The sequence below is a fragment of the Lentzea atacamensis genome (genome assembly GCF_003269295.1).
Lineage (GTDB): Bacteria > Actinomycetota > Actinomycetes > Mycobacteriales > Pseudonocardiaceae > Lentzea > Lentzea atacamensis.
This window is the reverse complement of the sequence record NZ_QLTT01000002.1, coordinates 1006978-1033973: the sequence shown is the minus strand read 5'-3', so window position 1 is coordinate 1033973 and position 26996 is coordinate 1006978. Positions and strand designations below refer to the sequence as shown.

The window sequence follows — 26996 nt, the reverse complement described above, 5'->3', positions numbered from 1 at the left end:
ATGGGACGTCTTCTCGGTTTCGTCGCAGCCCTGGCCCTCACGGTCGGCTTCGTGGTGTTCTCCGGTCCACCGGCCAGCGCTTCCGCTCCTACCCGGTGGCAGATCGCGCCGTGCCCGGCCGGGTCGAAGGCGTTGTGGCTGCCGCGGGTGGACAAGTTCGGCACCGACATCAGCTGCACCACGGAGGAGGCGCGTGCGGCGGCGGTGAAGGAGGCGGTGGGCAGTGGCAGTCCGACGCGGATGATGAACGTGGTGATCGCGTTCGCGCAGCAGATCTCGGACAAGTCGCTGACGCCGGAGTCGCCTTGCGTGTTGGGGGCCAAGGGGGCGATCGGTGAGGCGATCGGCACCTGCGTGGCCACCTAAGCGGTATGCCACCCGGCTTGGCTTGTAATGCTCGCCGTTCAGCTCCCGATCAAGGGCGTGCAACGCCGCCTAGACCGGGAGCCGCAGTGACGTCGCCGAGCTGGAAGACCCAGTACGCCGAGATCCGCCCGAAGTACGAGGCCTACGAGAAGAAGCTGAAGGAACTGGTCGAGACGGTCCTGACGCACGCGAAGATCGATGTCGTTCAGGTCGAGGGCCGGGTCAAGACGCTCGACAGCTTCGCGGAGAAGATCGACCGCAAGGACGGCAAGTACACCGACCCGCTCAAGGACATGACGGATCTGGTCGGGCTGCGGATCATCGCGTACTACGTCGAGGACGTCGAGCAGATCGCCGCGTTGTTACGCTCGCAGTTCACCGTTCTCGAAGAGCACTCGGCGAACAAGCAGGACGCACTCGCACCCGACCAGTTCGGCTACGCGTCCAACCACCTGGTCATTCGCCTGGGCAACGACAGGTGCTCGCTACCGGAGTGGAGCAGATACGCGGACATCGCGGTTGAGCTGCAGGTGCGCACGACGCTCCAGCACGCATGGGCTGCGGTGCACCACAAGCTGAGCTACAAGCGGGCCGAGGAGGTGCCGACCTCGTTGCAGCGCAGACTGTTTCGGCTGAGTGCGTTGTTCGAGATGGCGGACGAGCAGTTCTCCGCGATCAGAACGGCGGCCTCGGAGTTGTCCGACGAGTACTCGGACAACGTCAAGCAGGGCAACCTTGACATCGAGATCGACGCGGACTCGCTTGGCGCCTACCTTCGCAACAGCCCCAAAGTGGCCCTCATCCGCCGCGTCGCGAGCGAGGATTTCAACCACGAGATCCCCGCGGACGACTCATTTCGCAGCGAGCTTATTCAGCTCGCAACACACCTCGGCGCGAAGACGATCGACGAGTTCGACCGGTTGCTTCCAGGCGACGCCGAAACGATCACCTCGGTGCTGACCGCAGGTGGTCGCACTTACCGGTCCGTGTACGCGGCCTTGGCAATCTTCTGCGCGGCGCTGCATCCGGTCGACGAGGACTTCTACAAGTCCCTCTTCGCCAAGTCGAGCTGGCCGATCATCCTCGAGATCAAGGCCAAGCTGGGGGAACCGGGACAGGCTGGTTCCCCCGACCAGGTCAGCCGTTGAGCACGGCGCGCGACATCACGACGCGCTGGATCTGGTTCGTGCCCTCGTAGATCTGCGTGATCTTCGCGTCCCGCATCATCCGCTCGACGGGGAAGTCCCGCGTGTACCCGGCCCCGCCGAACAGCTGCACCGCGTCCGTGGTGACCTCCATGGCCACATCGGAAGCGAAGCACTTGGCGGCGGCGGTGATGAAGCCGATGTTCGGCTCCCCACGCTCAGCCTTGGCGGCGGCGACGTAGACCATGTGCCGAGCGGCCTCGATCTTCATGGCCATGTCGGCGAGCATGAACTGCACACCCTGGAAGTCCGAAATGGACTTTCCGAACTGCTTGCGGTCCTTGACGTACGCGACAGCGGCCTCGAGGGCACCCTGCGCGATACCGACGGCCTGCGCACCGATCGTCGGACGCGTGTGGTCCAACGTCTTCAAAGCGGTCTTCAAACCGGTGCCCGGCTCGCCGATGATGCGGTCAGCAGGAATCGTGCAGTTCTCGAAGTAGATCTCGCGGGTCGGCGAGCCCTTGATGCCGAGCTTGCGCTCCTTCGGGCCCACCGAGAAGCCGGGGTCGTCCTTGTGCACGACGAACGCGGAGATGCCGGCGGACTTCTTCGCGGCGTTGGGGTCGGTCACGGCCATGACCGTGTACCAGGTGGACTCGCCGGCGTTGGTGATCCAGCACTTGGTGCCGTTCAGGACCCAGTGGTCGCCGTCCAGCACCGCGCGCGTGCGCATGGAGGCGGTGTCGGAGCCCGCCTCGCGCTCGGACAGGGCGTAGGAGGCCATGGCCTCGCCCGAGGCGATGGACGGCATGACGAGCTGCTTCAGCTCTTCGGAGGCCGAGAGCAGGATCGGCATGGTGCCCAGCTTGTTCACGGCCGGGATCAGCGAGGAGGAGGCGCAGACGCGGGCGATCTCCTCGATGACGATGCACGTGGCGACGGAGTCCGCGCCCTGGCCGTCGTAGGACTCCGGGACGTGGACGGCCGCGAAGCCGGACTTGACGAGGGCGTTGTGGGCCTCGACCGGGAAGCGCTCGTTCTCGTCGACCTCGGCCGCGAACGGCTTGATCTCCTTCTCGGCGAGCGAGCGGACGGCCTCTCGCAGCGCCTCGTGCTCCTCGGCGAGCTGGTAGGTGCCGAAGCTCGGGTTCACCTTGTTACCTCCCGGTAGCGAGTACTCGGCACGATGTTAGCGCCCGTTTACCAGAGGCGCCGGTGTGCTGTTGAGCACTCAGAGGGACTTCTGCAGCGCCGCGTCCTTGTCTAGTACGAGCTGCTCGAGTTCTGCCTGGAAGCGGGCGATGCGCTCCTGCAGGTCCGGGTCCGACGCGGCCAGCACCCGGACGGCCAGCAGACCGGCGTTGCGGGCACCACCCACTGAGACCGTGGCCACGGGGATGCCTGCGGGCATCTGCACGATCGAGAGCAGGGAGTCCATGCCGTCGAGGTACTTCAGCGGCACGGGGACGCCGATGACCGGGAGCACGGTGGCGGAGGCGACCATGCCGGGCAGGTGGGCGGCGCCGCCGGCACCCGCGATGATCACGCGGAGGCCGCGCGAGGCCGCGGAGGTGGCGTAGTCGAGCATGCGCTGCGGGGTGCGGTGGGCGGAGACGACGCTCACCTCGAACGAGACGCCGAACTCGGTGAGCGCTTCGGTGGCCGCCTTCATCACCGGCCAGTCCGAGTCGCTGCCCATGATCACGCCAACCTGAGTCACTCCGCACTCCCGTGAATGTCGTATCCGTCTGACCACGTACCGGTGGACAGCCAGTCCGCGGCCAGGCGGGCGCGGTGGCGGACCTCGGTCATGTCCTTGCCGAGGAACGTCACGTGGCCGATCTTGCGGCCCGGCCGTTCCTCCTTGCCGTAGAGGTGCACGTGCGCGTCGGGGAAGCGCGCGAACAGGTGGTGCACGCGCTCGTCGGGCCCGATCGCCGACGGTTCGGCGGCGCCGAGCACGTTCGCCATCACGACGGCGGGTGCCATCAGGTCGGTGCGGCCCAGCGGGTAGTCCAGGACGGCGCGCAGGTGCTGTTCGAACTGGGAGGTGCGCGCGCCCTCGATCGACCAGTGGCCCGAGTTGTGCGGGCGCATCGCGAGCTCGTTGACGACCACGCCGTCCGCGGTCTCGAACAGCTCGACGGCCAGCACGCCCACGACGCCCAGCGCTTCGGCGACCTTCAGGGCCAGTTCCTGGGCCGCGGCACCGTCCAAAGCAGGCGCCGGGGCGAGGACCTCGACGCAGATGCCCTCGGACTGCACGGTCTCGACGACCGGCCACGCCGCGCCCTGCCCGAACGGTGAGCGCGCGACCACGGCCGCCAGTTCGCGGCGCATCGGCACGCACTGCTCGACCATCAGCGGCGTGCCGGCCTCCAGCAGCTCCGGAACGACCAGCTCGGCGCTGTGCGGCTGGTTCAGCATCCACACGCCGCGCCCGTCGTAGCCGCCGCGGACCGCCTTCAGCACGCACGGCCAGCCGTGCTCGGCACCGAAGCGCATGACGTCGCGCACCTCGTGGACCTCGGCGAACGGCGGCACCGGCAGGCCCAGCTCGGCCAGCCGCACGCGCATCTTCAGCTTGTCCTGCGCGTACTGCAGCGCGTCCGGGCCGGGGTGCACCTTCACGCCCTCCGCGACCAGCGTGCGGAGGTGCTCGGACGGCACGTGCTCGTGGTCGAACGTGACGACCTCGCAGCCCTTCGCGAACGCGCGCAGCGCGTCCAGATCGGTGTGCGTGCCGAGCATCACGTCCCGTGCGACCAGCGCGGCGGGGTCGTTCTCGGAGACGGCGAGCACGCGAAGCGACTGGCCGAGCGGGATCGCGGCCTGGTGCGTCATGCGGGCGAGCTGCCCGCCGCCGATCATGCCGACGACGGGGAGACGGGTACGGGAGTCCACGGTTCAGGCAGCCTACCTGCAGCTTCTGCAGAGCTCACCAGCAGAGTCAGCCCTGCACCGGCTCGGGCGTGCTCTGCACCGGCTCTGGCTCGGAGGTGATGCGGCGGTGGCGGCGGGACGGCTTCCACCCGCCGCCGTGGCGCAGCAGCCGGAACGTCAGCGCGAACAGCACGGCGGCGAGCAGCACGTACACGCCGAACTCGATGTAGCGGAAGGCCTCGATCCGCTCGACCGGCTGGTAGTCGACGTACGTGCCCACGGCGCTGCCGGAGCTGCGCACGCAGGTGTTCGGGTTCACAAGCCCGGCGCACGCCTCCGGCACGTCCACCGGGCGCAGGTCCGAGCCGACGAAACCGCTGCCGAGCTCGAGCGCACCCTTGGGGATCTCCGGGGTGCTGTACCAACGGGCAACACTTCGTTCCGCCGGCAGGTAATGGTCGCGCACCAGCGCGGACAGCAGCACGCGGGACAACGTGTAGAAGACCAGCGTTGCCGCGATCGCCGTCACCACGTGCCTGGCGAGCATGCCGATGAACACACCGAGGGCGAGTCCGTAGAGCGCGTAACCCACCTGCACGGCCGGATGCGCCTCGAACGCCGACCACGCGTTCTGGGTGCCGGAGTACCCGTCGCCGAGCCCGACCACGAGACCCAGCGCGGCGGCGAGGCCGCCGAGCACGAGTGCCTTGCCGCGCAACCACGTCACGGGCGTCACGTCCTGGCCCCACGCCACGAAGTAGGTGCGTTCCTCCAGCTCGCGGGCGATCAGCGGGGCGCCCCAGAACATGCCGATCACGCCGCCGAACACCATCTGCACCATGAGCCCGTAGAAGCCGCTGATCGGCATCGAGCCGATGCTCGTACCCGTCTCCGCGGCGATGAGCCCGTAGGCGGCGAGCAGGGAGAGAACCACGGTGGGGATGATCGTCCACCGGTGCTGACGCCAGGTCAGCCAGGCGAGTGCCTTCACGCTGCACGCTCCAGGTGCGCCACGACCAGCTCCTCCAGCGTCACGAACCGCGCGGTCCACGGCTCGTCGATCTGCGTGCCGCCGGAGCGCACGAGGTACGAAGACTGCGACTTGCTGTGCTTTGCGAGCACCACACGTCCTTCCACCGGCGGTTCGGTCACCCGCGGTCCTGTGTAGAGAACGTGCTCTTCCAGCAACTCGTCGGTGTCGCCGTCCACGATCAGCCGTCCGTCGGCGAGCAGCAGCAGCCGGTCGGCCACGCCACCGATCTCCGCGACGACATGGGTGGAGAAGACAAGCGTCATGCCGTTGTCGTTCACCAGGGTCAGCAACTCCCGCATGACTTTCCTGCGCGCCAACGGGTCCAGTTCGGACAGTGGCTCGTCGAGCATCAGCACGTCCGGGCGGGATCCCAGTGCCAGCGCGAGAGTCACGTGCGTGCGCTGACCGCCGGACAGATCGCCGATCTGCAGCCGGCGCGGCACCTTGAACCTGTCGAGCCACCCGTCGGCACGGTCGTTGTCCCAGACCTTGTTCATGCGGCGGCCGAACTGCAGGACGTCGGCGACCTTGAAGTTCCGGTACATCGGCTTGTGCTGCGGCACGTACGCGACACGGCCCGCGAGCGCCGTGTGCCCCGAGTCCGCGGGCAGATGCCCTGCCAGCACGTTCAGCAACGTCGACTTGCCGGAGCCGTTGGCCCCCACGAGTGCCGTGACGCTGCCCGGCGGCAGCTCGAAGGAGACGTTTCGCACCGCCCATTTCGACACTTCGGCCGCGACCACGCTCATTGCGCTCCCCCACTCAGCACCTCGCGCACCAGCGCGTAGATGTCCTCGTCCTCCAACCCGGCGGAGCGTGCCTCCGCGACCCAGCCGGCGAACGACGCCCGCAGCGGGTCGAGGTCCTCGGGGGCGGCAGACCCCAGGGACGACTTCACGAAGGTGCCGGAGCCCTGACGGGCTTCGACGAGGCCCGCGAGCTCCAGCTCGCGGTAGGCCTTGAGCACGGTGTTCGCGTTCACGCCGCTGGTCGCGACGACATCCCGGACCGTCGGCAGGCGGTCTCCCGGTTGCAGCCAACCAAGTCTCATGGCCTCCCTGACCTGCTGCCCCAGCTGCAGGTACGCGGGAAGACCGCTGCCACGGTCGATGTGGAACTCGACCACACACGCTCCCCAGATTGTTCTACTGAACTAAGACAATAGAACACTTCTGCGGACGTTGGGAAGCGACCCGGTGGGGACGGGGAAGCACCCAGGCGCGGGACAGGGGAGATCAGCGCCCAAGCGAGCTCAGCAGCGCGCACGCCTCGGCGTGCGTGTCCGGCAACCTCTCGGTCCAGACCTTCGCGGGCCCGACCGGCCGCACGCTGGGGTCGTCCGCGAGCCGGTCCGCGGCGAGAACACGCAGGTTGGAGACCCTGCGCGCGAGCAGTCCGTCGCGGCGCACCAGGACCGCGGCCACGCACGGGCCGAGCGTCGCCAGCGTCTCGCCGCCGTCGAACACGGTGCGCAGGGCGTCCGAGACGAGGGTCATCGCGACGACGCGGGACCAGCCGGAGGCGCGGTGCACGTCGAGGCGCAGCAACACGAGTGCGTAGTCCAGGGGCGCGACCGGCGTCTCCCGGTACACCTCGCCCAGCCTGGTCCGCAGGTACGCGGCCGTCGCCAGGCCGGTCAGAGCATCCTCGGCCGCGCAGTCACCGGCCTGCTTCGTCACCACGTCCGCCCATCCAAGCGCTGTCATGCGCAGCATTCGCGAAGGGAGCGCGTCGACGTCCGGCGACACGATGTGCGACGCGTCGGTCAGCACGGCGTGCAGCGCCGCCAGGTCGAGCAGCGTCTCGCTGAGACCGGCGCCCGCCTCGGCACGTGCCCGGCCCAGCCGTACCAGCGCGTCGCCGGGATCGGCGTTCCCGAGCACCGCAGCGCACACCTCGTCGACCTCGGCGAGCGGCCAGTCTGCGGGGAACGCCCAGCCTGCGGCCATGGTGGCGGTGCGCCACCTCGACTTCAGCAGGCGTTCCGCTTGTGCGACACCCACCCGGTCTCCCTTCAGCTCTCCCGATTCCAGGTGGGAGACGCAGCCACCTCCGGTTCGTGACGCAACCCGCGTGGGGGATTGAGATGACTCTGCGAGGCGTCGTGCGTCACACTGAGCGCCACGAGGAGGGACACGAGACTTGGCGACCGTTCCTGCAGACGTCCAGGGGCCCAGCGACGCGGAACTCATCGAGTCCGTGCGCGGAGGGACCATCGACGCCTACGGCCAGTTGTACGAACGGCACGTCTCGGCGGCCTACAACCTCGCCCGCCAGTTGGCCCGCTCCCAGGCCGAGGCCGACGACCTCGTGTCGGAGGCGTTCGCGAAGGTGCTCGACACGCTCCGTGCCGGCCGCGGCCCCGACTCGGCGTTCCGCGCGTACCTGCTCACGGCGCTGCGCCACACCGCGTACGACAAGACCCGCCGCGACAAGAAGATCGACCTCACCGAGGACATGACCGACGTCGCGCCCGCCGTGGCGTTCAGCGACACCGCGGTGGCGGGGCTGGAACGCTCGATGGCCGCCCGCGCGTTCGCCGCGCTGCCCGAGCGCTGGCAGATGGTCCTCTGGCACACCGAGATCGAGGGCCAGTCGCCCGCCGAGGTCGCCCCGCTGCTCGGGCTGACGGCCAACGGCGTGTCCGCGCTCGCCTACCGGGCCCGCGAGGGCCTCAAGCAGCAGTACCTGCAGATGCACCTGGCCGAGACCAGCGCGGAACGCTGCAGGGCGACGGTCGATCGGCTCGGCGCGTGGACACGGGCCGGCCTGTCCAAGCGCGAGGCCACCCAGGTCGAGGCCCACCTCGACGAGTGCGGCCGGTGCCGCCGGCTGGCCGCCGAGCTCGCGGACGTCAACGGCGCGCTGCGGATCTTCGTCGCGCCGCTGGTGCTCGGCGCGGGTGCGGCGACCTACCTGGTCACCGCGGGCGCGACCACGGCTGTCGTCGGTGCCGGTGCGGCTGCCGGTGGCGCGGGTGCGGTCGGTGCCTCGATCCCCCGCCAGCTGGTCACGGTCGGTGGCTCCGCGGCTGCCGTGGCCGCCGCCGTGGTGATCGCGCTGACCGCGGGAGGCGGAGAGCAGCAGGCCCCGCAGGTGCAGGCCGCCGAACCGCCACCAGCGGTGACGCAGGTCCAGCCGCCGCCGTCCCCGCAACCTCCGCCGCCCTCGCCGCAGCCGCCGTCGCCGCCGTCCGTCCCGACGCCGTCACCCGAGCCGCCGCCACCGGCACCGCCCGCGCCGGAGCCGGCACCTGCGCCGGAGCCGGCGCCGGAGCCGCCGCCCGCGTCGCTCACGCCCACCACGCCGAGCGGGTACACGCTCACGCCCGGCGAGGAGCCCAAGGACTTCCCGGTCACCGTCCGGAACACCGGCGGCACCGCGGCCCCGCCCGCGAGCATGGTGCTGAACCTGCCGCCGGGCGTGCTGTCGACCGGCGGGCCGTCGTCGTTCACCGCGCGCCTGCTGCAGCCCGACGGCTCCGCGGACCAGACGGTGAACTGCCCGGCGGGCAGCGGCACGATCACCTGCTCGACGCCGCAGGGCATCGCACCCGGCGGGCAGGCGACGTTCCTGTTCCGCCTGCGCGCGACGGAGGACGCTCAGCCGGGCACGATCACGGGGACGATCTCCGCGGGCACCGCGATCTCGGTCAACGTCAGCGTCACGGTCGACGTGCCGCCGGTGAACGACGACATCGAGCTGACCGTGTCGACTTGGCACGAGGTGTTCTGGGACCCGCGCGTGGACGTGAAGGTGCGCAACAAAGGACCGCGCGCCGGCACGCTGAAGCTCGACGTGTCGTCGTCGGAGAACATCGTGGTGTTCACGCCGTGCCGGGAGTGCTCGCGGACGGACAAGAACTCCATCCACTGCGTCACCGACCTCGACAAGGGCGCCAGTTTCCGCATGTCGATCTGGGCGTTCGGACTGCCGCACCGCGGCGGGACGATCACCGTGACCGCGGCGCTGGGCAACGCCCGCAAGACCGTGACCGTGCCGGTGAAGATGCGGCCGGACCATCCGCCGGTCGACGACGTGGTGAAGCCGCCCACGACCTCCGAACCCGCACCGACCACCGTTCCGCCGACCACGGCGACGACCACACCACCGGCGAAGCCGAAGCCGGTCGAGCCGACGAAGCCGGGCACCCCGACGCTGCCGACGCCGGCGTTGCCGCCGGTGCTGCCGCCGTCCACCACGGAGCCGCCGCCGTCCGTGCCGCCGTCGTCGCCGGTGCCGACCACACCGCCGCCGACCTCGGAACCGTGCGAGCCGTGGCCGGGCTGGCGCCCGCCGCTGATTCCGGATCTGCTCGGGAGGCCCTGCGAACCGCGGCGAAGTTGATCAAAAGTTGATCTCCCCAAGATTGACACCGTCACTGAACGTGCAGGTCAGCTGCCTCTCAGTTGCCGAAGGTAACACCCGGAGGCAGGCACCGTTACCTTGATCCGTAAGCTGACGCGGTGCTGCCAGTCGTTCGCCGCGCCATGAGCCGGTTGCCAGAACCACTCCAGTTCCTGCTGCACAAGCACCGCGAGATGCTCCGGTTCGCAGTGGTCGGCGGCACAACGTTCCTCATCGACAACGGTGTCTGGTACGCGCTGAAGCTGACCGTGCTGACCGACAAGGTGGTCACGGCCAAGGTCATCGGCGTGCTGGTGGCGATCATCGCGTCGTACGTGCTGTCCCGCGAGTGGTCGTTCCACACCCGTGGCGGCCGCGAGCGACACCACGAGGCTGCCCTGTTCTTCCTGGTCAGCGGCACGGGCGTGGCGATCAACGTCATCCCTCTGTGGTTGTCGCGGCACCTGTTCGGCCTGCAGGCCCCGTTCGTCACGGTGATGACCGAGGAGATCGCGGACTTCGTCTCCGGCTCGATCATCGGCATGCTGCTCGCCACGGGCTTCAAGTTCTGGGCGATGCGACGCTGGGTGTTCCCGGACGCCGGCGCTCGTCCGGACCGGCGTGTTCACCCGATCTCCGTAGACTCGTCCCGTGTCTCTAGCCGAAACAGTGGTCTCCCGATTTCCGGAGCCGATCCGGTCGATCGCGCTGAAGCATCGTGAACTGGTCAAGTTCGCCCTGGTCGGGGGCACGTGCTTCGTGATCGACACGGTCCTGTTCTTCGGGATCAAGACCATCATCCTGCCGAACAACCCGGTGACGGCGAAGATCATCGCGACCCTGGTCGCGACGATCGTGTCGTACATCCTCAACCGGGAGTGGTCGTTCCGCACGCGCGGCGGGCGTGAGCGTCACCACGAGGCAGCGCTGTTCTTCCTGGTCAACGGCATCGGCATCGTGCTGAACTCGGCACCGCTGTACATCGCGCGCTACCTGTTCCACCTGCAGGAGCCGCACGTGTCGCGCCTCACCGAGGAGATCTCGGACTTCCTGAGCGCGCAGATCATCGGCACACTCGTCGCGATGCTCTTCCGCTGGTACGGCTACAAGAAGTGGGTGTTCCCCGAGGAGAACGCGCGCGGACCGCGACCGTTGAACGAGGAAGAGGCGCTGGGCCACTCGTGACGTGGCAGCGTGATCGGATCGGATCGGCGTTGCGCGGGGAGAACCCCACGGTGCTGCGCCGGCTGAGCGCGGGGTTCGCGAACATCGGCGACGTGCAGTTCCTGCCGGGGTACTGCGTGCTGCTCGTCGACGACCCGGAAGTGCAGCGGCTGACCGATCTGCCGCGCGACCGGCGGGCCCGGTTCCTCGCCGACATGGACCTGCTCGGGGAGGCCGTCGAACTTGTCTGCGGCCGGCGCGACCCCGGCTTCCGGCGCGTCAACCTGGAGATCCTCGGCAACACGGATTCCTACCTGCACGCGCACGTCTGGCCGCGCTACGACTGGGAACCCGAGCATCTCGTCGGCCGTCCTGTGTGGCTGTACCCGGTCGAACGCTGGTCCGACCCGGCCACCGCGCTCGGCGCGGAGCACGACGCACTCCGAGCCGAGCTGACGGTCGAGATCGACCGGCTCCGCGGCTGAGGGATCAGCGCGGCGTGCTGGGCGCCTTCCAGGGGATGCCGACCACGTCCTGAGCCTTGGGCACCGGCAGGAACACCGCGAACGTCGCAGGCCTTGCCGTCGACAGCTCCAACCGGCCGCCGTCCGCGTCGACCAACGCCCTGGCCAACGCCAGCCCCACACCGGTCGAGCCGCCACCGGACACCCCGCGCTCGAAGATGTGCGCCGCGAGCTCCTCTGGCACGCCGTCCCCGCCGTCGCTGACCTCCACCACCACCGTGCCCTCTTCGCTGCGTGCGGAGACGACGACTGAGCCCTCGCCGTGCATCAGCGCGTTGTCGAGGAGCACACCGATGGCTTCTCTCAGACGAGCTGGGGTGGCGCGGGCGAGGAGTCCGTCCGGTACCCGGACCCTGAGCGCACGACCAGCGCTTTTGATCTGTTCCCTCCACTCCTCGGCGATGGCGTTCAGGGCCGGTCGCAGTTCCAGCGGCTCCGCGCCCACGGCCCTGGCCGCGCGGGCGGCGGCGAGGAGTTCGTCCAGGACCGCGGCGAGGCGTTCGGCCTGTTCGAGAGCCGCTCGGGCCTCGGTTGCGGTGTCCGGCTCCGGGTGTTCCGCCAGGGCTTCGAGGCGGAGCTGGAGGGCCGTCAGGCGGCTGCGGAGCTGGTGGGAGACGTCGCCGACCAGTTCGCGTTCGCGTTGGACGAGCCGGGCCAGCGCCGTGGCCGAGGTGTCGAGCGCCTCGGAGACGGCGTCCAGCTCCTCGATGTCGTAGCGCTTCTCGTCGGCACGGAAGTCGCCGGCGCCGAGGCGGGACGCGCGGGCGGCGACGTAGCCGAGAGGCCGGGCAAGTGTTTGCGCCGTCACGAGGGCCACGACGGTGCCGGTGCCGACCGACAGGGCGAGCAGGAGCAGGACCACGCCCGCGACCTGGGCCTGGGTGGTGCGCATCGGGCCGGACGGGATCTCCAGGCGCACGGTGCCCTGCTGGGCGATTCCCAGTTCGACGATCAGCGGGTCGTTGCCGGGCGAAGGGCCGGTGACGCTGGTGTTGCCGCCCAGCGTCACGGTCAGGCGGCCATCGGTGGGCATGACGATCTTGACGGCCTCGATGTCGATGTTCTGGCGGTTGGCGAGCTGGTCGTCGAGGAGGGTCGCGATCTTCTGCGCGTCCTCGGTCAGGTCGCCGCGGGCGTTGTCCTCGACCAGCTGCAACGCGGAGTAGCCCAGCGGGAGGCCGAGCACGAACCCGGTGACGGCGACGGCGAGCAGGATCGCCCGCAGGATGCGGCGGCGCATCAGTCGGCGTTGAAGCGGAAGCCGCGGCCGCGGACGGTCGCGATGCGTTTCTCGGCCGAGTTCGGGGTGCCGTCGCCGAGTTTCCGGCGCAGCCACGACATGTGCATGTCGAGCGTCTTGCTGCCCTTGAGGTCCGGGTCGTTCCAGACCTCGGAGAGGATCTCGTCGCGGCTCACGACCTGGCCCGCGCGCTGGATGAGGACCTTGAGGAGTTCGAACTCCTTGTTCGCGAGCTGGATCTCGCCGCCGTCGACCGTGACGCGGCGGGCGGCGAGGTCGACGCGCACGCCGTTGACCTCGAGCGTGCCCGGTGCGCGGCGGCGGAGCAGTGCCCGGATGCGGGCCATCAGCTCGGCGAGCCGGAACGGCTTCGCGACGTAGTCGTCGGCACCCGCGTCGAGCCCGACCACGAAGTCGACCTCGTCGGCGCGTGCCGTGAGCATCAGCACGGGGATGCCTCTGCCGTTCTGCCTGAGTCTGCGGCACACCTCCAGGCCGTCCATGCCCGGCAGGCCGAGATCGAGCACCAGGAGGTCGATGCCCCCGGCGATCGCCGCTTCGAAAGCACTCGGTCCGTCACTCACGACCTGCACCGAATAGCCCTCCCGCGTCAACGCGCGGGAGAGCGGTTCCGCGATGGCCGGATCGTCCTCGGCCAGCAACACCACGCTCACGGTGCCCAGCGTATTCGTGGAACGATCGCCGCGTGTCACGCCACGATGCTGATCTCGAACTCGCCCTCCGGCTCGCCGACGCCGCCGACGCGATCACCTCTGACCGGTTCCGCGCCCACGACCTCGCGGTGGAGCGCAAGCCGGACCGCACCCCCGTCACGGACGCCGACGTCGCGGTCGAGGACACCGTGCGCGCCGTGCTGGCCGAGGAGCGCCCCGACGACGTCGTGATGGGCGAGGAGCGCGGCGGCACGCTCGACGCCTCGCGCGTCTGGGTGCTCGACCCGATCGACGGCACCAAGAACTTCCTGCGCGGCGTGCCGATCTGGGCATCGCTGATCGCCCTGGTCGTCGAGGGCGTGCCGGTCGTGGGTGTCGTGTCGGCACCCGCGCTCGGCCGCCGCTGGTGGGCGGCTGCCGGTGGTGGCGCGTTCGCCTCGGACGCGTCCGGTTCGCGCCAGATCTCCGTGTCCGGGGTGCGTTCTCTCGAGGACGCGTACGTGTCGACCACGGACATCAAGTCGTGGGTCGAGTACCACTCCCGCGAGGCGTACCTGCGGCTCGTCGACGCGACCTGGGAGAGCCGCGCGTTCGGCGACTTCTACCAGCACTGCCTGGTCGCCGAGGGTGCCATCGACCTCGCACCCGAGGCCGTGGCGAACCCGTGGGACATCGCGCCGTTCCAGGTGCTGGTGACCGAGGCGGGTGGCCGTTTCACCTCACTTGAGGGCGAGGAGCGTTACGACGGCGGCAACGTGCTGACGTCGAACGGCCACCTGCACGAGGCAGCGCTCAAGCTGTTGGCACGCTGAGCGTTCCGCGCGCGACCTGGGCCCAGGCCAGCCGGCCGAAGAGGTAGTGGCACGCCACGCTCTCGTCGTCGAACCGGGCCCAGTCGTAGCGGTTGCCCTGCTCCTGCCAGAACACCTCGTGCCCGCTCTCGTCGGTGAGGAGGCACCAGCGCTGGTCCGCCTCCTCACCGAGGCTGACGACGTCGCCGGGCACGCCGATCTTCGTCAGCCACTCGGGCAGCGTCTCGACGTTCATGCGGTGATCTCCGTGAGGTAGCCGAGCGCGACGAGGTCAGCGACCGGGTAGGTGGTGCGGTAACGACTTCCGCCGCCGGGCTGGCCGAACCACGGCGCGCTGATCGTGCGGTGGACGGGCAGGTCCCGCTCGACGCGGTACCTGCGGTAGCCGGCCTCCGCCGCCTGCGGGGGCAGCGAACGTTCCTTGAAGGGCGTGCCCGCGGTGGACAGGACGCGGCCCTCCGGCGTGCCGAACCGGTCGAGCTCCGCGCCCGCCTCGAGGATCTCCGGCCGGCTGTCCTCGTAACCGCCTTCACGTTCGACCGGCCAGCGCGGGGTGCCGTCCTCGTGCTGGAAGAGGCTCTCCCAGTCACGTTCGTGCATGCCCGCGAGCGGGTCGTGGTCCTTCAAAAGCTCCTGCACGACCGGGTGGTCCTTGCCGAGGCCCTCGGACTGGTTCGCCGGCTGCGCGGAGGAGGCGTCGACCAGGTCCGCCTGCGGGTGATCCTGCGGGGTGAACCTCGGGATCACCTGCTCGTCCTGCTGGGCTGGTGCGGGGAGCTGCCTGGCCGGCTTCGGGGCGAGGCGCGGCGCTTGGCCGGCGCTGAGGAACACGGCCATGAACCAGCTGCCCGCGGCGGCCGCGGTGTAGCCGTAGCGGGCGATGTCGTGGGCGATGCCGGGAACGCCGGACAGAGCCTGGTTCTGCTCGCGGTTGTCCAGGCGGTCGAGGCGGTCGGTGAGGGCTCCGCTCTGGTGGGCGCCGAGGTCGACGCCGGCCAGCGGGGCCGACGGCGCGGTGATCGTCTCGCCGACCTTCTGGGTGCCAGGGGTCGAGGCCTCGCCGGCATCGCCGAAGGCGGGATCCTTGAGCAGCGCGTCCTTCAGAGCGTCCTTGGCCGGGTCCTTGGCGAGAGCGTCCTTGCCGCCTGCCTGCCCCTGCCCACCCTGCTGACCTTGACCGGGCACCTGGTTGCCGCCCTGGGGCTGCCCCGGCTGGTTGCCGAACTGGCTCTGGCCGGAGGGCTGGTTGCCGAGCGCTTGACCGGCCTGACCGACGAGTGCCTGGGCCGCACCCGGCACGCCCGTCTTGGGCGCCACCGCCTGCGGGCCCGCCTTGGCGTCGCCGGGCTTGGCCTCGGCCGCCTTCGCGTCCGCTGCCTTGGCGCCCTGCTGAGCCTGCTGCGCCTGGCCCTGCTGGCCGGACGCCTGCGCGCCACCCTGCTGGCCGGCGACCGCACCGACCTGGGCACCCGCCGCGGGAGCCGCCGACGGGACACCGCCGACAGCACCACCCACGGCACCGGCAGCGGCACCGATCGGGCCGCCGACCGGTCCACCGCCGGGCGCGCCGCCGAGCGTCGGCCCGGTGGGAGCGGCCGGGGCAGCGGGTGCGGCCTGCGGTGCGGGGCCTGCCTGGCCCGGCATTTCGCCGCCGCGGATCAGCGGCTGGTCGAGGACCGCGGCCGAGGCCTGGGTCGTGCCCTCGGCGATCGGGCCGAGGGTGCCCTGGACGCTCGGGATCACCTCTGCCACCGCGGCCACGGGCGGCACCACGTGAGCGGCCGCCTGGCCCGTCTCGGCCACGAGGCCCGGAAGCACCTGGGGCTTGCCCTCGCCACGGCCGGGTCCCTCGCCGTTGCCGGGGCCTTCGCCGTGGGGACCCTCGCCCCTGCCGTCGAACACCTGGCCGACGGTGTCGCGGGCGCCGGGCACCGCGTCGAGGCCCGGCTGCACCACGGCAGCGGCAGGAGCGGTCACGGGAGCGGCGGCGTTCAGGACCGGGGCTGCGGCCTCCGTCGCGGCACCGACGACGGGCGCGACCGGAGCGGTCACGGCACCGACCACGGGAGCCACCGGAGCGGTGACCGCGCCGACGACAGGAGCGACCGCTTCGGTGACCGGGGCGACCACGGCGGCGACCGGCTCGACGACCGGGGCGACGGCTCCGGCGACCGGGGCCACCACGCCACCGACGATGTCCGTGACCGGGGACAGCAGGCCGCCGGGGCCGTGGGCGCCGGGCGCGGTGTTCACCGGCGGGGAGGCGTGGCTCATGTCCACGCCGCTGTCCAGGCGGACGGCGGAGGACAGGGTGTTGTGGAGGTTCGCGACGTTGGCCGCGGTGCCTCGGGTCAGCGTGTCGAGGCCCAGCAACGCGGTGGGATTGCCGGCGGTGGCGGAAGCCTTGGCGGCGTCGTTGTTCTTGGCCAGCGTCACGAGCTCGCGGACGATCTCGACCTTCGCGGCACCCACCTGCTTGGCGGCGTGGTCGAGGCGGTCGGCGGCGGCGTGGCAACCACGCGCGGCGCGCTGCAGCTCACCGTCCGGGGCCACGACCTTCGCCCAGCGGCCGCGCGCGGCGTCGCCGGTCGCACCGGTCAGGCCGTCCAGAGCACGCGTCGCGGCGCCGTCGGAGGAGGTGCCCAGACCCTTGATCTTGTCGCCCGCCTCGCGCCACGCGGCGGCGCTGGAACGCATGGCGTCCTCGTCGGCCTTGGGCCACGAGACACCTGCCTTCGCGGCGACCTCGGTGAGTTCGGCGGGAAGCTCGATTCCCATGTCAGCCGTCCAACCTTCTCATCGCGGTCGTGTTGCTGGCCTCGACGTGCCGGTAGGCCTCGGCCGTCGCGGCGAGCTTGTCGCCCACGTCCCCCAGCGTCGTCGCGAGTCCCGACAACGCTCCTGCCGTGTCACCGGAAGGCTTCTCGTGCGAGTTGGCGAAGCTGCGGCCCACCGCGTCGTCGCCCCAGCAGGCCCCGAACGCCGCCAGCGCCCTGTCCAGGCTCCCCGCGATCTCCTTGGCCTGACCGGCGAACCCGCGCAGCTCCCGCGCACCGGCGTCCAGCCGTTCGAGGTCGGCCTTGTACCCGGTCATCGGACCCTCCTGTCGATGAGCTCGGAGTCGAGCCAGCTCTCCCGTTGCTCGTTGTCCTCGTCGTCGTCGACGCGACGGCGTGCGGGCTGCCGCCCCAGATCCACGGTCTCGGTGTCGTCCGGCGCGTACTCGGCGGGCCGCAGGTCGGCGGTGCCGGCGACCAGCGCGGCGGGGTCCGTCGAGGCCGGCAGCACCGTGCTCAGCGTCTTGCAGGTGTCCTCGGCAGCGGAAGCAGCGGCCGCGGCGACCGTCCGCACGATCAGCTCGGCCAGCTGCTCCGGGCGGTGCCGCCGGTACGCCAGCTCGGACAGCTCCAGCGCTTTGAGCTGTCCCCCGGCGCCCACGAGCGCGGTGACGGTCCCATCCGGACTGGACGCCTGACCGGAGACGGCAGCGAGCTCCCGCTGGACCGACGCCAGCTGCTCGCGGCTGCGCCGGTAGTCGGCGAGCAGCTCCTCGACCTGCGCACGGTGGTCGTCCACCGAGTCCCCCTCACACACGCATAGCCCTGGGCTCGGGCTCTTGGACGCCGTCGCCCTTAGATCGGTTCCCAGCGAATTCAGTTACGTACGATCAACGACGTGATCGCGTTCGAGGATCTGCCCGCAGGCCGAATCATCCCGCTCGGCGAGGTAATCGTCGACCGGGACGACATGGTGGACTTCGCGAGGAAGTTCGACCCGCAGCCGTTCCACCTCGACGAGGAAGCGGGACGGAACTCGATTTTCGGCGGTTTGTCCGCATCCGGCTGGTACACGGCGTCGCTGTGGATGCGCCGCTGGGTCGACGTGGTCCTGTCCGACTCCACGTCGCAGGGCTCGCCCGGCGGTCGCGAACTGTCCTGGCTCGCCCCGGTCCACGCGGGCGACAAGCTGACGTTCGCCGCCGAGGTGCTGAGTGCCAGGCTGTCGAAGAGCAGGCCGAACCTCGGACTGGTGGAGTTCGCGGGCACGGCTCACCGCGGGGACGAGCTGGTCTACCGGTTCGTCGCCACGGGGATGTTCACAGCGCGCGGCTGACCAGCGCCCGCCGCGTTCCCCGGCGTTCGACCAGCTGGAAGCCCGCGTCGAGGAACATCGCCAACCGGCCGTGGTACAGCTCGCCCGCCTGCAGCGACCGTCCCTCGGTGTCGATCGGATAGCCCTCGACGGACTTGGCACCGGCGTCGGCGGCGTGCTGAACGGCCGAGTCCAGCAGCAACGAGGTCACGCCCTTGCCGCGCGCCGACCGGCGCACGTAGAAGCACGTCACCGACCACACTCCGGAGATGTCGTCGGAGATCGGCGCGGTGATCTTCGACCGCGCCAGCCGCGAGTACGACGCCCGCGGCGCGACGGCGACCCAGCCGACGGCCTCCGCACCGTCCACCGCCAGCAACCCGATCGGCGAACCGAGCCGCGCCCGCAACACCTCGCGGTTGTCGTTCGCCTTCATCTCGGCGTTGGTCTGCATGAACCACGTGCAGAAGCACCACTCGACCGTCTTGCTCGTGCTGAACAAGGCCTCGGCGAGCGGCCAGGTCTCCTGCGTCAGCTCGACGACCTTCACTTCGCCAGCGCCCTCACGACGCGCGACGGGCTCGGCCGGCCGAGCTGTGCGGCCATCCACACCGAGCACTCGACCAGCTTGTCCAGGTCGACGCCGGTTTCGATGCCCAGACCGTCGAGCATCCACACCAGGTCCTCGGTCGCGAGGTTGCCCGTCGCCGACTCCGCGTACGGGCAACCGCCGAGACCGCCCGCCGAGGAGTCCACCGTCGTCACGCCACAACGCAGAGCGGCCAGCGTGTTCGACAGCGCCTGCCCGTAGGTGTCGTGGAAGTGGACGGCCAGCCGGGTCACGTCGCGGAAGCCCTCCAGCAGCGACTCGACCTGGCCCGGCGTCGCCACGCCGATGGTGTCGCCCAGCGACAGCTGTGAGCAGCCCATCTCCAGCAACCGCTCGCCGACGGCCACGACCTGGGACCGCGCGACAGGGCCTTCCCACGGGTCGCCGAAGCACATCGAGACGTAGCCCCGCACGTCCATGCCGGCCGACAGCGCCCGCTCGACCGTCGGCTCGAACATCTCGAACTGGGAGTCCAGCGTGCGGTTGAGGTTGCGGGAGGCGAACGTCTCGGTCGCCGAGGCGAAGATCGCGATGTGCTTGACCCCGGCCTCCAGCGCACGGTCGAGGCCGCGCTCGTTCGGCACCAGCACCGGGTAGCTCACGCCGGGGCGCGCGTCCAAACCGGACAGCAGCTCGGCGGCGTCGGCCAGCTGCGGCACCCACTTGGGGTGCACGAAGGACGTCGCCTCCAAAACGGACAGACCCGCGTCGGCCAGGCGGGACAGGAACTCCAGCTTCACCGACACCGGCACGACGGTGGACTCGTTCTGCAACCCGTCCCGTGCGCCGACCTCCCAGATCGTCACCCGCGAGGGGAGCGAACCGGACGGGACCACGTCGGGCAGGCCGGCCTCACGCGCGCCCATCGGACGTCCTCGGGTGGAAGTCGTCGCCGGGGTTGTCGTTGATCTCGCGGTACAGCAACGAATGCACCTTTTCCACGGACGGGATGTCGTCGAACGGAGGAATCGGCTCGTCCGAGGCCGAGTCGATGATCAGGGTGCCGCAGCCGAGCACGCGGTCCATCAGACTGCGCTCGAAGCGGACGGTGTTCACGCGGGACAGCGGGATGTCGAGGCCGGTGCGCTTGAACACGCCCTCGCGGTACATCACGCGGTCCGAGGTGATGGCGAAGTGGGTCGTGCGCCAACGGGCCAGCGGCACGAGCGTGAGCCAGATGATCAGCACCGAACCCACGACGGCCAGCACGATCCACGCCGCGGTGGCCCACGACTGGTCCCCGACGAGCCCGGCGAGATAGGTGCCGAGCGCGACCACCACCAGCAGCCAGAACACCGGGAAGATCAGCATCTTCCAGTGGGGGTGCTTGTGGATCACGACGTGCTCGCCTGAGCTGAGCAGGTCGTCGGGATAGGCCATGGGCCAACCCTAACTACGCAGGACGCAAATGCACCACGTCACCAGCGGACACGCCGTGATCGACGCCGTCGCTGCCGCGCACGACCAGGGTGCCGTCCGGCTCGATGCGTTGCGCCGTGCCGAGCACCTGCACGCCACCGGACAACTCCACGCGCACGCGCTCGCCGACGGTCGCCGAGTGCTCCTGGTACTCCTCCAGCAGACCCGACTCCACCGCGTCGCCGCCGTTCTTGCGCCACACGCCTTCCAGCACAGCGAGCTCGGTCAGCAGCCGGAACGCCAGCTCGCCTCGATCCAGCTCCGCGGCACCCACGTCCTCCAGCGACGTCGGCGCCAGACCGCCCGGCGCGGGCTGCACGCCGTCCGGCAGCTTGGCGACGTTCAGGCCGATGCCGACGACCACGGCCTGCGCGACGCCGGCGGTGATCTCGGACAGGATTCCGGCGCCCTTCTCCGCCTTCGGACCGAGCAGCAGGTCGTTCGGCCACTTCAGGGACGCTTCAACACCAACCGATCGGGCGACCCGGACGAGCGCCAGACCGGCGATCAGGTTGAGCCACGGCAACTGCTTCGGCGGCACGCCGCTCGGGCGGAACAGCACGCTGACGTAGAGCCCGCCGGGCGGCGACGACCAGGTGCGGCCACGGCGGCCCTGCCCGGCGCTCTGCTCCAGAGCGATCAGGACGGTGCGGTCGGCGGCGCCTTCGGTGGCGGCCTTGGCCAGGTCGGCGTTGGTGGACGCCGTGGACGCCACGACGTCGAGCGCGGCGTACGGACCATTGGGTGCGACCAGCCGTGCGCGGAGCGCCTCGGCGTCGAGTGCGGTGTCCATCAGGCCAGGCTATTGGAACGGGAGAGGGTACGTGCGATCAGTGATGACCAACAGGTTGCCGTGACCTGGACAACTGCACGGGGCAGTTCAGCAATGCTCTCGTTAGGCTGCGAGCCCATGAGCAGTGCGACCGAGCCGATCGGGACCGTCCCCGCGGACGCCCCGGACGTCCACACCACCGCGGGCAAGCTCGTTGACCTCTACCGGCGCAACGACGAGGCGGTTCACGCCGGGTCGGCACGCGCTGTCGAAAAGCAGCACGCGAAGGGCAAGAAGACAGCGCGCGAGCGCATCGACCTCCTGCTCGACCCCGGCTCGTTCGTCGAGCTGGACGAGCTGGCGCGGCACCGCTCCACCAACTTCGGCCAGGAGAAGAACCGCCCGTACGGCGACGGCGTGGTGACCGGCTACGGCACCGTCGACGGCCGTCCGGTGTGCGTGTTCTCCCAGGACGTCACGGTCTTCGGCGGCTCGCTCGGCGAGGTGTACGGCGAGAAGATCGTCAAGATCATGGACCTGGCGATCAAGACCGGCCGCCCGATCATCGGCATCAACGAGGGCGGCGGCGCGCGCATCCAGGAGGGCGTCGTCTCGCTCGGCCTCTACGGCGAGATCTTCACCCGCAACGTCCGCGCGTCCGGCGTGATCCCCCAGATCTCGCTGATCATGGGCTCCAACGCGGGCGGGCACGTCTACTCCCCCGCGCTGACCGACTTCGTGGTGATGGTCGACCAGACCTCGCACATGTTCATCACCGGCCCCGACGTCATCAAGACGGTCACCGGCGAGGACGTGACCTTCGAGGAGCTCGGCGGCGGTCGCACGCACAACACCAAGTCCGGCAACGCGCACTACCTCGGCAGCGACGAGGAAGACGCGATCGCGTACGTCAAGGAACTGCTGTCGTACCTGCCGTCCAACAACCTGAGTGACGCGCCGGCGTTCGACGGCACGCTGACCGAGGGCTCCATCACCGACGCCATCACGGACACGGACCGCGAGCTCGACACGCTCATCCCGGACTCGGCGAACCAGCCGTACGACATGCACGAGGTCATCAGCCGGGTTCTGGACGACGGCGACTTCCTCGAGGTCCAGCCGCTGTTCGCGCCGAACATCCTCGTCGGCTTCGGCCGCGTCGACGGCCACTCCGTCGGTGTCGTCGCGAACCAGCCCACGCAGTTCGCCGGCTGCCTCGACATCGACGCCTCGGAGAAGGCCGCGCGGTTCGTGCGCACCTGCGACGCGTTCAACATCCCGGTGCTGACGTTCGTCGACGTGCCCGGCTTCCTGCCCGGCACCGACCAGGAGTGGAACGGCATCATCCGGCGCGGCGCCAAGCTGATCTACGCCTACGCCGAGGCCACCGTTCCGCTCGTCACCGTCATCACGCGCAAGGCGTACGGCGGCGCGTACGACGTCATGGGCTCCAAGCACCTCGGCGCGGACATCAACCTCGCGTGGCCGACCGCGCAGATCGCCGTCATGGGCGCTTCGGGCGCGGCGAACATCGTGCACCGCAAGACGCTCGCGGCCGCCGCCCAGAACGGCGAGGACGTCGACGCCCTGCGCGCGCAGCTCCAGCAGGAGTACGAGGACACGCTGTGCAACCCGTACGTCGCCGCTGAGCGCGGGTACGTGGACTCCGTGATCCCGCCGTCGTACACCCGCGGTTACGTGGCGCGGGCGCTGTCGATGCTGAGGGACAAGCGGGAGACGCTGCCGCCCAAGAAGCACGGGAACATCCCGCTGTGACCGCGCCGGACGAGAAGGCCCAGGAAAGGCCACTGCTCAGGGTCGTCAAGGGCGAACCGGACGACTGCCAGCTGGCGGCACTGACCGCTGTCATCGCCGGGCTGGCAGCGGCCTCCCCCGCCGAGGACAAGCCGAAGCGACGCTCGGAGTGGGCCAACCCGGCCCGCCGGGTGCGCAGGCCGCTGCAGCACGGGCCGGGCGCCTGGCGGGCGTCCGGTTTCCCGGGCTAGAAGCAGTCGACCCGGCGGCTCGTGACGTTCAGGCCGACGGCGACCTCGCGACAGCGGGTCTCGCCGTCGACCTTGAGCTTCAACGTCCAGAACTCGCTGCCGTACGCGTCGGTCTTGCGCAGCACCTGCACGTTGGCGTCGTTCAGCGGCGTGTTGGCGCGGACGGCGGTGACGACCCTGCCGAGCAGCGCGTTCTCCGCGCGGTCGACGGTGTCGGCGAACGGCCAGATCGGCACGCCGTAGCCGATGGGGTCGCTCGCGAGCACGCTTCCCACGGCCCACGACCCGACGAGCCCGCCGAGCACGGCGAGGACTGCGGCGATCCGTCTGCGCTTGCCTTCGCGATCGGAACCGCGTTCGGTGAGGACAAGCACCCAGCGCTTCACTCGGTCGAGGGTGCCTACGGACGGGGTGATCGCGCATCAGTAGTACTACTCGATCCGACCGCACGGCGTGGCGGGCGATCGCAGCCCTCTGCGTCGGTTTCTTCATGATCCTGCTGGACACGACCATCGTGAACGTGGCGATGCCGGCGATGATCGAAGGCCTGCGGGCGTCGCTCAACGACATCATCTGGGTCAACAGCGCGTACCTGCTGACGTTCGCCGTGCCGTTGCTGCTGACCGGAAGGCTCGGCGACCGGTTCGGGCCGAAGCGCGTCTACCTCACCGGCCTCACGATCTTCGTGCTGGCCTCGCTGGCCTGCGGACTCGCCGGCAGCGCCGAGGTGCTCATCGCCGCGCGCGCCGTGCAGGGCCTGGGTGCCGCGGCCATGACACCGCAGACGATGGCGTTCATCACCCACCTGTTCCCGCCGCACCGGCGTGGGGCGGCGCTGGGCGTGTGGGGATCGGTCGCGGGCTTCGCGACCGTGTCAGGGCCCCTGCTCGGTGGTGTGCTCGTCACCCAGCTCGGCTGGGAGTGGATCTTCTTCGTCAACATCCCGATCGGCGTGCTCGCGCTGGCGCTGGTGGTGCGCCGGGTGCCGGACTGGCGGCCTGGCCGGTCGCACCGGTTCGACGTGCTCGGCGTCGTGCTGTGCTGCCTCGGGCTCGGCCTGGTCGTGTTCGGCGTGCAGAACGGCGAGCACTACGGGTGGGGCAGGGTCGCGGGACCGATCACGATCGCCGAGATCATCGTCGCGGGAGTGGTGCTGCTGGTCGTGTTCGTGCTGTGGCAGGCGGCGCGGCGCAACCCCGAGCCGTTGCTGCCGTTGCGCATCTTCGGCAACCGGAACTTCTCGCTGGGCAACATCGCCAACGTGATCATCGGCTTCTCGGTCACCGGGCTGTTCGTGCCGCTCGTGCTGTTCGTGCAGACGGTGCCGAAGCTGACGGCGTTCGAGGCGGGCATGCTCACCGCGCCGACCTCGCTGATGTCCGGCGTCGTGGCGTTCTTCGCGGGCCGGTGGTCCAACGGGCCGCGCGCGAAGTTCCTGCCGATCACCGGCTTCGCGCTGCTCGGGCTGGGCATCGGCGTGATGACGCTGCAGCTCGGCGGGTCGCCGTGGGTGCTGCTGCCCGCTCTCGTGGTGGTCGGCGGCGGCATGGGCATGGTCTATTCGCCGCTCACCAACATCGCCACGAAGACGCTCGACCCGCAGCTGATGGGTGCGGGCGCAGGCATCTACAACACCTCGCGGCAGTTCGGCGGCGTGCTCGGCAGCGCGGGCACCGGTGCCGTCCTGCAGATCGTGCTGGCGGCGACGGGCGACTTCACCACGGCGACGCGGGCCGCGTTGCTGATGCTGGTCGTGTCCACGGTCGTCGGGGTGACCGCGGCGGTGCTGATGCGGCGCGAAACGGGCATGCGAGACTCCGGGCGTGCGTCTGATCCTGGCCTCCCAGTCACCCGCCCGTCTTAGCGTCCTGCGGTCCGCGGGCGTCGAGCCCGTCGTCCGCGTGTCCGGTGTCGACGAGGACGCGCTGGTCGCGTCGCTCACCAACCCCACGCCGGAGGAGACCGTCGTCGCCCTGTCTGCGGCGAAGGCGGAGGCGATCGAGCACGACGACGAGTGCGTCGTGATCGGCTGCGACTCGATGCTGCTGTTCGAGGGCGAGCTCGTGGGCAAGCCCGGCACGGCGGAGGTCGCGCGGGAGCGGTGGCGGCGGGTCGCGGGCAAGAGCGGCGTGCTGATCACCGGGCACACCGTGCTGAGGGTCTCCCGGGGCGAGATCGTCGGCCGCGCGTCGGCCGCCGAGTCGACGACCGTGCGGTTCGGCACGCCGTCGGACGAGGAGCTGGAGGCGTACCTCGCGACGGGTGAGCCACTTCACGTCGCGGGCGGCTTCACGATCGACGGGCTCGGCGGCTGGTTCATCGACGGCATCGACGGCGACCACACGTCCGTCATCGGCATCAGCCTGCCGCTGACCCGCCGGCTGCTCGGCGAGGTGGGCGTCTCGGTGTCCACGCTCTGGTAGCCCTGGTCACACTTGGCTTGATCAGGGAAGACTGTCCCCAACGGCCGCGTTGGGGGTAGCGGTGAACGAGTACTTGACGCGTCGCAGGCACATCGACCTGGCACGCAGGACGAGCACGGGCTGTCGGAGCTGACCGCTCCCAGTCCTGTTCCGCTCATCCCTGCAAACGGAGATGTTCCAGTGTCGTTCGTCCAGACCTACCGCAAGCCCAAGGTCTTCGGCCTGACCGTGCTCGGCGGGCTCGTCCTCGGCGCGCTCGCCGGCTGGCTCGGCAAGGGCACGTGGCTCGCGCCCGTGCTCGCCAAGATCGGTTCCACCTTCACGGCGCTGCTGCAGCTGACCGTGATCCCGCTCGTGTTCACCGCGATCGTCGTCGGCATCGCGTCGCTTCGGAACCTCGGCGGCGGTCGCACCGCCGCCCGCCTCGGCGGCAAGACGTTCCTGTGGTTCGCCATCACGTCGTTCATCGCCGTGCTGATCGGCCTCGCCGTCGCCGCGATCATCAAGCCCGGCCAGGGCGTGCGGATCGAACCCGCCGCCGGTGCCGTCGACAAGCTGGCCAAGCGCGCGTCCGGCTCGTGGAACGCGCTGCTCGACAACCTGGTACCCACCAACATCTTCAGCGCCTTCACCGAGGGCGAGGTGCTGCAGGTCGTCTTCATCGCGGTGCTCGTCGGTTTCGCCGCCTACGCGCTCGGTGAGAAGGCCGCGCCGTTCACGAACCTGGTCCGCTCGTTCTTCGACATCGTGCAGAAGGTCGTCGGCTGGATCATCCTGCTGGCGCCGATCGGCATCTTCGGCCTGATCGGCAACGCCGTCGCGTCGTACGGCAACTCGTTCGTGCGACCGCTGTTCTCGCTGATCGTGGCCGTGTACCTGGGTACGGCGATCGTGCTGTTCGCGGTCTACCCGATCCTGCTGAAGGTCGTCGGCAAGACCTCGCCGGCCGAGTTCTTCCGCAAGTCGTGGACGGCGATCCAGTTCGCGTTCGTCTCGCGCTCGTCCGGTGCCACGCTTCCGTTGTCCCGCAAGGCCGCCACGGATCTCGGCGTCTCGCCGGAGTACGCGAACTTCGCCGTGCCGCTGGGCACCACGACCAAGATGGACGGTTGCGCCGCGGTCTACCCGGCCGTCGCGACGATCTTCATCGCGAACCTGTTCGGCATCCAGCTCTCGGTGTGGCAGTACGTCGGCATCGTGCTGGTCGCCGTGTTCGGCGCGCTCGCCACGGCGGGCACGACCGGCTGGTACACGATGCTGACGCTGACGCTGAGCGTCGTCGGCCTGCCGCCGCAGGTCATCGCGACCGGTGTGGCCGTGGTCTACGCGATCGACCCGATCCTCGACATGATGCGCACCGCGACCAACGTGGCGGGCCAGATCACCGTGCCGGTGCTGGTGGCGCGCAGTGAGGGTCTGATCGAGGAGCCCGCTGAGGAGCAGGAGCTCGTCAACGCCTAGTGCCGTGGTAGTCAGCTTTTGC

General features: G+C 70.0%; 31 protein-coding genes. 13 read left to right on the top strand and 18 right to left on the bottom strand.

Annotated elements, in window-relative coordinates:
• Together C8D87_RS14095 and C8D87_RS14090 are read left to right on the top strand one after the other, a co-directional pair.
• Positions 1–366: a hypothetical protein gene (locus C8D87_RS14095; RefSeq protein WP_112226915.1), complete on the top strand. Its 366-nt coding sequence runs from the start codon at positions 1–3 to the stop codon at positions 364–366.
• A gap of 86 nt (positions 367–452) precedes the next feature.
• Complete coding sequence (locus C8D87_RS14090) at positions 453–1514, top strand: GTP pyrophosphokinase (protein WP_170166416.1); 1062 nt, start codon at positions 453–455, stop codon at positions 1512–1514.
• On the opposite strand, the gene C8D87_RS14085 is transcribed toward C8D87_RS14090, so the two are convergent.
• From C8D87_RS14085 to C8D87_RS14055, 7 genes are all read right to left on the bottom strand, one after another.
• A complete protein-coding gene (locus tag C8D87_RS14085) occupies positions 1504–2667 on the bottom strand; it encodes an acyl-CoA dehydrogenase (protein ID WP_112226913.1) in 1164 nt (387 codons plus the stop codon). The two genes, C8D87_RS14090 and C8D87_RS14085, sit on opposite strands and share 11 nt — an antisense overlap.
• Positions 2668–2745: 78 nt before the next feature.
• Positions 2746–3234 carry a 5-(carboxyamino)imidazole ribonucleotide mutase gene (gene purE / locus C8D87_RS14080; RefSeq protein ID WP_267899853.1) on the bottom strand — a complete coding sequence of 163 codons (489 nt, stop codon included), beginning with the start codon at positions 3232–3234 and terminating at the stop codon, positions 2746–2748.
• On the bottom strand, positions 3231–4418 hold the full coding sequence (locus C8D87_RS14075) for a 5-(carboxyamino)imidazole ribonucleotide synthase (protein WP_112226912.1): 1188 nt from the start codon (positions 4416–4418) through the stop codon (positions 3231–3233). Before C8D87_RS14075 ends, purE begins: the two co-directional genes overlap by 4 nt.
• Positions 4419–4464: 46 nt before the next feature.
• On the bottom strand, positions 4465–5388 hold the full coding sequence (locus C8D87_RS14070; protein ID WP_112226911.1) for a hypothetical protein: 924 nt from the start codon (positions 5386–5388) through the stop codon (positions 4465–4467).
• A complete protein-coding gene (locus tag C8D87_RS14065) occupies positions 5385–6179 on the bottom strand; it encodes an ABC transporter ATP-binding protein (RefSeq protein ID WP_112226910.1) in 795 nt (264 codons plus the stop codon). Before C8D87_RS14065 ends, C8D87_RS14070 begins: the two co-directional genes overlap by 4 nt.
• Entirely contained in the window at positions 6176–6556 is a 381-nt protein-coding gene (locus C8D87_RS14060) for a GntR family transcriptional regulator (protein ID WP_109639186.1), read from the bottom strand. The genes C8D87_RS14065 and C8D87_RS14060 overlap by 4 nt, the downstream gene beginning before the upstream one ends.
• Positions 6557–6665: 109 nt before the next feature.
• Positions 6666–7433, bottom strand: a complete 768-nt coding sequence (locus tag C8D87_RS14055; RefSeq protein WP_233442083.1) for a GGDEF domain-containing protein — start codon at positions 7431–7433, stop codon at positions 6666–6668.
• 139 nt (positions 7434–7572) lie between these two features.
• Between C8D87_RS14055 and C8D87_RS14050 the strand changes: the two genes are divergently transcribed.
• The 4 genes from C8D87_RS14050 to C8D87_RS14035 all read left to right on the top strand — a co-directional run bounded on the left by C8D87_RS14050 (position 7573) and on the right by C8D87_RS14035 (position 11426).
• The gene (locus tag C8D87_RS14050) at positions 7573–9777 is read left to right on the top strand and encodes a sigma-70 family RNA polymerase sigma factor (RefSeq protein ID WP_112226909.1); all 2205 of its coding nucleotides are present in this window, start codon (positions 7573–7575) and stop codon (positions 9775–9777) included.
• A gap of 122 nt (positions 9778–9899) precedes the next feature.
• The gene (locus C8D87_RS14045; protein ID WP_411711379.1) at positions 9900–10499 is read left to right on the top strand and encodes a GtrA family protein; all 600 of its coding nucleotides are present in this window, start codon (positions 9900–9902) and stop codon (positions 10497–10499) included.
• Positions 10429–10962 (top strand): GtrA family protein, encoded by a 534-nt coding sequence (locus C8D87_RS14040; protein ID WP_109639183.1) that lies wholly within the window; start codon positions 10429–10431, stop codon positions 10960–10962. Before C8D87_RS14045 ends, C8D87_RS14040 begins: the two co-directional genes overlap by 71 nt.
• Positions 10959–11426: a diadenosine tetraphosphate hydrolase gene (locus C8D87_RS14035; RefSeq protein WP_112226907.1), complete on the top strand. Its 468-nt coding sequence runs from the start codon at positions 10959–10961 to the stop codon at positions 11424–11426. The genes C8D87_RS14040 and C8D87_RS14035 overlap by 4 nt, the downstream gene beginning before the upstream one ends.
• Positions 11427–11430: 4 nt before the next feature.
• Here the strand turns inward: C8D87_RS14035 and C8D87_RS14030 are convergent, their stop codons facing one another.
• Positions 11431–12705, bottom strand: a complete 1275-nt coding sequence (locus tag C8D87_RS14030; protein ID WP_112226906.1) for an ATP-binding protein — start codon at positions 12703–12705, stop codon at positions 11431–11433.
• Positions 12705–13379, bottom strand: coding sequence for a response regulator transcription factor (locus tag C8D87_RS14025; protein WP_109639180.1), 675 nt, complete (start codon positions 13377–13379; stop codon positions 12705–12707). The genes C8D87_RS14030 and C8D87_RS14025 overlap by 1 nt, the downstream gene beginning before the upstream one ends.
• Before the next feature lie 32 nt (positions 13380–13411).
• Here C8D87_RS14025 and hisN point away from each other — a divergent pair, with 32 nt between their 5' ends.
• Positions 13412–14191 carry a histidinol-phosphatase gene (hisN, locus tag C8D87_RS14020; RefSeq protein ID WP_109639179.1) on the top strand — a complete coding sequence of 260 codons (780 nt, stop codon included), beginning with the start codon at positions 13412–13414 and terminating at the stop codon, positions 14189–14191.
• Here the strand turns inward: hisN and C8D87_RS14015 are convergent.
• Genes C8D87_RS14015 through C8D87_RS14000 form a run of 4 tightly spaced genes read right to left on the bottom strand, consistent with a single transcriptional unit; the run spans position 14172 to position 17767 of the window.
• Positions 14172–14426, bottom strand: a complete 255-nt coding sequence (locus C8D87_RS14015; RefSeq protein ID WP_112226905.1) for a hypothetical protein — start codon at positions 14424–14426, stop codon at positions 14172–14174. The two genes, hisN and C8D87_RS14015, sit on opposite strands and share 20 nt — an antisense overlap.
• Complete coding sequence (locus tag C8D87_RS14010) at positions 14423–16969, bottom strand: TNT domain-containing protein (protein WP_112226904.1); 2547 nt, start codon at positions 16967–16969, stop codon at positions 14423–14425. Before C8D87_RS14010 ends, C8D87_RS14015 begins: the two co-directional genes overlap by 4 nt.
• A gap of 1 nt (position 16970) precedes the next feature.
• Entirely contained in the window at positions 16971–17285 is a 315-nt protein-coding gene (locus C8D87_RS14005; RefSeq protein ID WP_112226903.1) for a WXG100 family type VII secretion target, read from the bottom strand.
• Positions 17282–17767, bottom strand: coding sequence for a YbaB/EbfC family nucleoid-associated protein (locus C8D87_RS14000; protein WP_112226902.1), 486 nt, complete (start codon positions 17765–17767; stop codon positions 17282–17284). The genes C8D87_RS14005 and C8D87_RS14000 overlap by 4 nt, the downstream gene beginning before the upstream one ends.
• 99 nt (positions 17768–17866) lie before the next feature.
• Between C8D87_RS14000 and C8D87_RS13995 the strand changes: the two genes are divergently transcribed.
• Positions 17867–18304 carry a MaoC family dehydratase gene (locus C8D87_RS13995; protein ID WP_233442082.1) on the top strand — a complete coding sequence of 146 codons (438 nt, stop codon included), beginning with the start codon at positions 17867–17869 and terminating at the stop codon, positions 18302–18304.
• On the opposite strand, the gene C8D87_RS13990 is transcribed toward C8D87_RS13995, so the two are convergent.
• From C8D87_RS13990 to C8D87_RS13975, 4 genes are read right to left on the bottom strand one after another with little or no spacing between them, the layout of a single operon-like run.
• Positions 18288–18833 carry a GNAT family N-acetyltransferase gene (locus tag C8D87_RS13990; RefSeq protein ID WP_112226901.1) on the bottom strand — a complete coding sequence of 182 codons (546 nt, stop codon included), beginning with the start codon at positions 18831–18833 and terminating at the stop codon, positions 18288–18290. The genes C8D87_RS13995 and C8D87_RS13990 overlap by 17 nt on opposite strands.
• Entirely contained in the window at positions 18830–19759 is a 930-nt protein-coding gene (locus tag C8D87_RS13985) for a hydroxymethylglutaryl-CoA lyase (protein ID WP_112226900.1), read from the bottom strand. The genes C8D87_RS13990 and C8D87_RS13985 overlap by 4 nt, the downstream gene beginning before the upstream one ends.
• Positions 19746–20273, bottom strand: coding sequence for a PH domain-containing protein (locus tag C8D87_RS13980; RefSeq protein WP_109639172.1), 528 nt, complete (start codon positions 20271–20273; stop codon positions 19746–19748). The genes C8D87_RS13985 and C8D87_RS13980 overlap by 14 nt, the downstream gene beginning before the upstream one ends.
• Before the next feature lie 13 nt (positions 20274–20286).
• Positions 20287–21105 (bottom strand): biotin--[acetyl-CoA-carboxylase] ligase, encoded by an 819-nt coding sequence (locus C8D87_RS13975; RefSeq protein WP_112226899.1) that lies wholly within the window; start codon positions 21103–21105, stop codon positions 20287–20289.
• A gap of 117 nt (positions 21106–21222) precedes the next feature.
• Between C8D87_RS13975 and C8D87_RS13970 the strand changes: the two genes are divergently transcribed.
• Together C8D87_RS13970 and C8D87_RS13965 are read left to right on the top strand one after the other, a co-directional pair.
• Entirely contained in the window at positions 21223–22860 is a 1638-nt protein-coding gene (locus C8D87_RS13970) for an acyl-CoA carboxylase subunit beta (RefSeq protein ID WP_109639170.1), read from the top strand.
• Positions 22857–23090, top strand: coding sequence for an acyl-CoA carboxylase subunit epsilon (locus C8D87_RS13965; RefSeq protein WP_112226898.1), 234 nt, complete (start codon positions 22857–22859; stop codon positions 23088–23090). Before C8D87_RS13970 ends, C8D87_RS13965 begins: the two co-directional genes overlap by 4 nt.
• On the opposite strand, the gene C8D87_RS13960 is transcribed toward C8D87_RS13965, so the two are convergent.
• Entirely contained in the window at positions 23087–23476 is a 390-nt protein-coding gene (locus tag C8D87_RS13960; protein WP_109639168.1) for a hypothetical protein, read from the bottom strand. The two genes, C8D87_RS13965 and C8D87_RS13960, sit on opposite strands and share 4 nt — an antisense overlap.
• 35 nt (positions 23477–23511) lie before the next feature.
• Here C8D87_RS13960 and C8D87_RS13955 point away from each other — a divergent pair, with 35 nt between their 5' ends.
• The 3 genes from C8D87_RS13955 to C8D87_RS13945 all read left to right on the top strand — a co-directional run bounded on the left by C8D87_RS13955 (position 23512) and on the right by C8D87_RS13945 (position 26974).
• Entirely contained in the window at positions 23512–24954 is a 1443-nt protein-coding gene (locus tag C8D87_RS13955) for a DHA2 family efflux MFS transporter permease subunit (protein ID WP_267899861.1), read from the top strand.
• Positions 24914–25513, top strand: coding sequence for a Maf family protein (locus C8D87_RS13950; protein ID WP_112226896.1), 600 nt, complete (start codon positions 24914–24916; stop codon positions 25511–25513). Before C8D87_RS13955 ends, C8D87_RS13950 begins: the two co-directional genes overlap by 41 nt.
• Positions 25514–25693: 180 nt before the next feature.
• Positions 25694–26974, top strand: coding sequence for a dicarboxylate/amino acid:cation symporter (locus C8D87_RS13945; protein WP_112226895.1), 1281 nt, complete (start codon positions 25694–25696; stop codon positions 26972–26974).
• Positions 26975–26996: the final 22 nt, after the last annotated feature.

What these genes read in the sequence shown, in the direction of transcription:
- C8D87_RS14095 (WP_112226915.1), top strand. Translation starts at nt 1, where the DNA reads ATGGGACGTCTTCTCGGTTTCGTCGCAGCCCTGGCCCTCACGGTCGGC.
- C8D87_RS14065 (WP_112226910.1), bottom strand. Translation starts at nt 6,179, where the DNA reads ATGAGCGTGGTCGCGGCCGAAGTGTCGAAATGGGCGGTGCGAAACGTC.
- C8D87_RS14030 (WP_112226906.1), bottom strand. Translation starts at nt 12,705, where the DNA reads ATGCGCCGCCGCATCCTGCGGGCGATCCTGCTCGCCGTCGCCGTCACC.
- C8D87_RS14015 (WP_112226905.1), bottom strand. Translation starts at nt 14,426, where the DNA reads ATGAACGTCGAGACGCTGCCCGAGTGGCTGACGAAGATCGGCGTGCCC.
- C8D87_RS14010 (WP_112226904.1), bottom strand. Translation starts at nt 16,969, where the DNA reads ATGGGAATCGAGCTTCCCGCCGAACTCACCGAGGTCGCCGCGAAGGCA.
- C8D87_RS14005 (WP_112226903.1), bottom strand. Translation starts at nt 17,285, where the DNA reads ATGACCGGGTACAAGGCCGACCTCGAACGGCTGGACGCCGGTGCGCGG.
- C8D87_RS13985 (WP_112226900.1), bottom strand. Translation starts at nt 19,759, where the DNA reads ATGGGCGCGCGTGAGGCCGGCCTGCCCGACGTGGTCCCGTCCGGTTCG.
- C8D87_RS13980 (WP_109639172.1), bottom strand. Translation starts at nt 20,273, where the DNA reads ATGGCCTATCCCGACGACCTGCTCAGCTCAGGCGAGCACGTCGTGATC.
- C8D87_RS13975 (WP_112226899.1), bottom strand. Translation starts at nt 21,105, where the DNA reads ATGGACACCGCACTCGACGCCGAGGCGCTCCGCGCACGGCTGGTCGCA.
- C8D87_RS13970 (WP_109639170.1), top strand. Translation starts at nt 21,223, where the DNA reads ATGAGCAGTGCGACCGAGCCGATCGGGACCGTCCCCGCGGACGCCCCG.